Raw genomic sequence first — 5,091 nt, forward strand, 5'->3', positions numbered from 1 at the left:
GGATTATCTTTGTAACTGTTAATTCTATGTCTTAAATATATAGTTTTTTATTGTGTAAAAAAGAACGAACAAAATAGAATTACATAAAAATTAAAGAAGATGATTCCGATAATCATCTTCTTTAAAAATCCACTCTTTGTTATAATATTTCGTTTTTCAATTTCTTAATTTTCCAAGAGATCCTTATAAAGAGATACATATACATACAACCAACAAACCCCAGCATAACTTTTGCCCAAATTGGCACTCTTGATTCTGTTGAATTTAAAAATACGCTATACATTGAGGGTAATATAGTTATTGAAATCAATGCGAAAAATTGTAATAACTCCTTCATTTTTTGCACCTTCGTGTCCTTCTCTGAATATATGTCAGGTAACTCAATTCCCTCCTCTACTTCCTTACAAAAATAATTCCATCTTGTAAAACTTGTGACACGTTTCCAACCAGACATTTCATATATTTCAAAGTACTCTTGTTGTTTTTCTTTTGAATCCCTGTAAACCAATCTAAAATCCGCTTTATATATTACATCTTTTGGTTCTGTTTTCTTAAACGTATACATCAAATTATACCTTTGTAACGCCCAGCCTTTTTGATGCATTTTCCGTAAAAAAGCTTCTTCTTTCTCTAAACTCCATGCCATGAAAAATTTGAATACCTTTTTTGTCTTCATCTTTCATTCACTCCCCTAATATACTATTTCCATTTCTTACAGATCGCTGTAATCTATTGTACTCCAGTTCCAGTACTTCTCTCCCAAACGGTGTTAGCTCATAGCACTTCTTCCTATCGGTAGATGCTACTTCAACAATTAACTTTTCTTTCAATAACTTCGTCGTATTCCCGTATAAAGTACCAGGACCGAGCTTTACTTCCCCATTTGTCATCTCTTCTACCATTTGCATAATTCCATAGCCATGCATTGGCTTTACGAGTGACAATAGTATGTAATACGTTGCCTCGGTTAATGGAATATATTTTTGTGCTTTCACATTCATTATAACTACCTCCGATACATCGCCTTATGATATATCGACTTGCGATACATCGTATACCGATATTATATAATCACATTCCAAAATATGCAAATAGAATTTAAAATTAAATATCCATTTCTTCGGATTAAAAAATCATACCAATTTTCTGAATAATTTGTTAAAATATAGAAATACTAGCTCTTTTATTATGAAAGGAATGTTACATATGATTAATAAATTAAAAGAAAATATAGGATCTGTGTTTGTTGGTAAGGAAAATGTTATTGATCTACTACTCGTTTCATTACTTGCTGAAGGACATGTACTGCTTGAAGATGTTCCTGGTACTGGGAAAACTTTGTTAGCGAAAACCATTTCAAAAAGCATTGGTGGTAATTTTTCTCGCGTTCAATTTACCCCTGATGTACTTCCGAGTGATGTAACAGGTATTGAATATTTCAATCCGAAAACGAGTGAATTCGAATTAAGACTTGGACCAGTTATGACAAATATTCTACTTGCAGATGAAATTAACCGTGCGATGCCAAGAACACAGTCTAGTTTGTTAGAAGCGATGGAAGAACGACAAGTAACGCTTGAAAAGCAGTCTACTCCTCTTCCAAAACCGTTTTTTGTTATTGCGACGCAAAATCCGATTGAATCACAAGGAACTTTCCCTCTTCCAGATGCACAGCTTGATCGCTTTTTAATGACGATTTCAATTGGTTATCCGTCTCCTGAAGATGAGCTAAAAATGATGCGTCGTTTTCGTAGCGTTACACCTTTAGAAAGCGTCACATCTGTCATCTCTTTAGAAGAAATTTTAGAAGCAAAGAAACGAGTAAAAGCCATTTTCGTATCCGAACCGTTAGAACATTACATAATTAAACTTGCTCACGCTACAAGAAATCATGATTACATTGCCAATGGTGTAAGCCCACGTGCTACATTAGCTTTAGTACGTGCTGTTCAAGCATTAGCCTTTTTACGCGGCAGAGAATATTGCACGCCTGAAGATATACAATTTTTAGTTCCTTCTGTTTGGAATCACCGTATCGTCTTGTCAATGGAAGGAGCTTTACGTACGACAAAAAACGAATTAATGCAAAGGATTTTAAAAGAAGTTGACGTACCCGTGGAGATTGAGCAAGCATGAATGGACAGCGTGTTGTAACTGTACCTTTATTTTTTCAAATCCACATTATCCAACTAACTGTACCAGTCGCTTTACTATTTACGTTCTTTTTCCCACAACGATTTCTTATGTTTCTCTTTTTCTTCTACTATTTATTTGCGATTTTCATTTATAAATATGTCGCTTACATAGAGAAAAGATTTCAAGTTATAAATGAAAAACAAACAACTCGGCTTTTCCCTGATGAATCCGGACAGTTTTTTATTCATTTAAAAAATGGGGCAAATATACCACTCGTTAACGGTGTTTGTTATTTTCATTTAAATTCGTCCCTTATACCGCATAAAGATCAAGGGATTGAACAAATATCAAAAACGTTATTTTCTTTCCCATTTTCACAACCTGCTCATTCAGCGCAAAAATGGGATTTAACATTAACCGCAACGAAGCGTGGGGTGTTTCAAATTGAACAGTTTGAATGTGTTTTAAAAGATCCTTTTCATCTTTTAACTGTACATTTACCTGTTTTCGATAAATTAAAGACTGAAATTATTGTATACCCTACTCCTAAAGAAGTAGCTGGTTTGCAAGAACTTCAGCAACTATTAACCGGTTCGTATCGAACGAATTTTTCTTTTTACAATGATGAAACATCCATTATCGGTGTAAAGCGATATGAACGTGAGTCTTTCCGCTCTATTCATTGGAAAGCATCTGCTAAAATGCAGGCGTTACAAGCGAAGCAATATGAACCTGTAAAAAATTATAGTTGGACGATTTGTCTTTCTTTAGCTGCTGATCGTGGGTTTGGTTGGAAAGAGAATGTAGAAGACCTTATTTCATTTACAACATACATTTGCCAATACGCAACGAAGCATCAAATTCCGTTTGAGTTATTTATTAGTATATTAGCAGAAGGTGGCCCTTTGCATTTACCATTAAACGAAGGACAAGCGCATTACGGGAAGGCATTAGAGGAATTGGCACGTATTTCAGATGATAGTACGCTTCTTCCGAAACAAGGATTTCTTCACTATGTAACGAGAAAAAGAGAACGCTCGTCTACGATGATTTACATCGGTATACAGAAGAATGAGCTCCCTCTTCTAACGCAACCTACATTTCTCATAAATAATGAAGGGATGGTGGAAGCAGTTGAAAACTTGGCTCTATCACGTTAATGACTTTATTCTGCTGCTCCTCCTTTCGTTATTAACGGAAAGAAACGAAATAGTTGGTATTGCTATATTTTTAGCGACCGGTTATGTAGGAGTATTTCTTATTCATAAACTAATGAAGAAAAAAACAACAGGATTCGTAATACTTTTAGTTATTCAAATAGTCGGTTTTTCTTTATTTCTACCGTTTTCTCTTTTTGGCACAATTATATTACCACTATTTTTCTTTATCGTACACGCGGTCGGACCTGGATATCCGGTTCAAAAATCGTTAGGCGGTATTGTATGGTTTGTCGTTACAGCTATATTTTATACACCATTTCCACCATTATGGAAATTATTAATGTTAGCCTTACACTTAATGATTACATTTTGGCTAACCGGGGCAAATCGTAAACAACAACTATTACGTTTTGCTTCTATTATTACGATTGGTGTAATGAGTCTATTAATTGTTCAAGTGTTCCCTTTTATTCGACTTATGTTTGGTTTTATGACAGAATTTATCGCATTAGGAGTCGGCTATGCTTTAATGCCATTAATTAAAGCAGCTGAAATGAAAGATACCGAAGGAGTTTGGGCAAATAAAGGGCATCTCTTAAACCCTCGAATTGAAGACGGTAAAAAACTTCCTGATTTTGACCCGATACTCATAAATAGCGCTACAATAATAGTCTGTACAGTCATTGCTATTTATGTCGTAAGGAAAATAGTAAAAAAACGAAAATATTTAAGTTTACCAAATATACCAGTCTTCGAATCTACAATCATTACTGATAAAGAAGGAATTAGCCAAAAACGTATGAAGCGAAATAACCCACCACATAATGAGATTCGAAAAGAAATTTTCAAACTTGAGAGTAAACTATCCCCTCCTTTAAATCGTGAACGAGGAGAAACTGTTGAAGCTTGGCTAGAAAGAGTAAATCATGAAGAAGAGGTAAATATTCAGAGTCATATCATTATAGATGCTTATAATGCAGTACGTTATTCAAACAGTGAAAATGCTGTGCTTTTGCATGAATTTAAGGAAGAGGTTCATAAGCTTTATGCTTATCAGAAGAGTTTGAAGAAGAAGAGAAAATAATGTATACAAAAAGACTCCTATTAAACTAGGAGTCTTTTTGTATAAAAGTCCACGTTGCTTTTCACAAATTATGCTTTTTTTCCTGCTTCAATTTCTAAAGATTCTTCATGCCACCAAAGTGTTTCTTCAGGATCCTCTTTAGCGATTTGATGTGCTTCTTTCTTCGATTCTACGGTAGGATAAGATCCTTTTAATGCACGTCCTGATGTTGTAACAAACAGTACACTAAATACAACTAATCCAATTACACTTACACCTGTTAAATAAAATGCTGGTGCCAGTGGATTACCAGTCGCATGAACTAAGTATGAACATACAAGCGGCGTTGTACCACCGAATATAGATACAGAAATATTAAAGGAGATAGAAAGTGCACGATAACGTACATCGGTGAAAAAGAGTGCTGGTAATAACGAAGGCAATGTTCCTTCATAAACACTAAGGAAGAAACCTAAGACGAAAATACCCGCAAACATGGCTACAATATGTCCGTTACCAATTAATAAAAATGCTGGAATTGAACATAATGCTAAACCAAGTAAACCAATTTGTACTACGCGTTTATTACCTACTTTATCACTTAATTTACCGAAATAAAGTGCCAGTGGAATCATAAGTGCCATCGTAATTGAAATAATTAATAAGCCAGTTGTTTCTTTGACTTTTAGTACTTGTGTTAGATAAGAAGGAATATACGAAAGGATCATATAG

Annotated in this window: 6 protein-coding genes; 3 read left to right on the forward strand and 3 right to left on the reverse strand. The window is 34.5% G+C overall.

Features of this window, described 5'->3' with window-relative positions; translation table 11 throughout:
* Window positions 1-139: 139 nt before the first annotated feature.
* Both AB3X48_RS17510 and AB3X48_RS17515 read right to left on the reverse strand, forming a co-directional pair.
* Entirely contained in the window at window positions 140-604 is a 465-nt protein-coding gene (locus AB3X48_RS17510) for a DUF2812 domain-containing protein (protein WP_246908104.1), read from the reverse strand.
* 79 nt (window positions 605-683) lie between these two features.
* Window positions 684-1,001: a PadR family transcriptional regulator gene (locus AB3X48_RS17515; protein ID WP_002110530.1), complete on the reverse strand. Its 318-nt coding sequence runs from the start codon at window positions 999-1,001 to the stop codon at window positions 684-686.
* Between the two features lie 205 nt (window positions 1,002-1,206).
* On the opposite strand from AB3X48_RS17515, the gene AB3X48_RS17520 reads away from it, so the two are divergent.
* From AB3X48_RS17520 to AB3X48_RS17530, 3 genes are read left to right on the forward strand one after another with little or no spacing between them, the layout of a single operon-like run.
* Window positions 1,207-2,136 (forward strand): AAA family ATPase, encoded by a 930-nt coding sequence (locus AB3X48_RS17520; protein WP_016105216.1) that lies wholly within the window; start codon window positions 1,207-1,209, stop codon window positions 2,134-2,136.
* The gene (locus AB3X48_RS17525; protein ID WP_016105217.1) at window positions 2,133-3,296 is read left to right on the forward strand and encodes a DUF58 domain-containing protein; all 1,164 of its coding nucleotides are present in this window, start codon (window positions 2,133-2,135) and stop codon (window positions 3,294-3,296) included. Before AB3X48_RS17520 ends, AB3X48_RS17525 begins: the two co-directional genes overlap by 4 nt.
* Window positions 3,271-4,380, forward strand: coding sequence for a DUF4018 domain-containing protein (locus tag AB3X48_RS17530; RefSeq protein ID WP_016105218.1), 1,110 nt, complete (start codon window positions 3,271-3,273; stop codon window positions 4,378-4,380). The genes AB3X48_RS17525 and AB3X48_RS17530 overlap by 26 nt, the downstream gene beginning before the upstream one ends.
* Window positions 4,381-4,448: 68 nt before the next feature.
* Here the strand turns inward: AB3X48_RS17530 and AB3X48_RS17535 are convergent.
* Window positions 4,449-5,091, reverse strand: a 643-nt coding sequence (locus AB3X48_RS17535) for an MFS transporter (protein WP_367959768.1), incomplete at its 5' end; no start/stop codon positions are given.

This window comes from Bacillus sp. S4 (genome assembly GCF_040838205.1).
Lineage (GTDB): Bacteria > Bacillota > Bacilli > Bacillales > Bacillaceae_G > Bacillus_A > Bacillus_A cereus_U.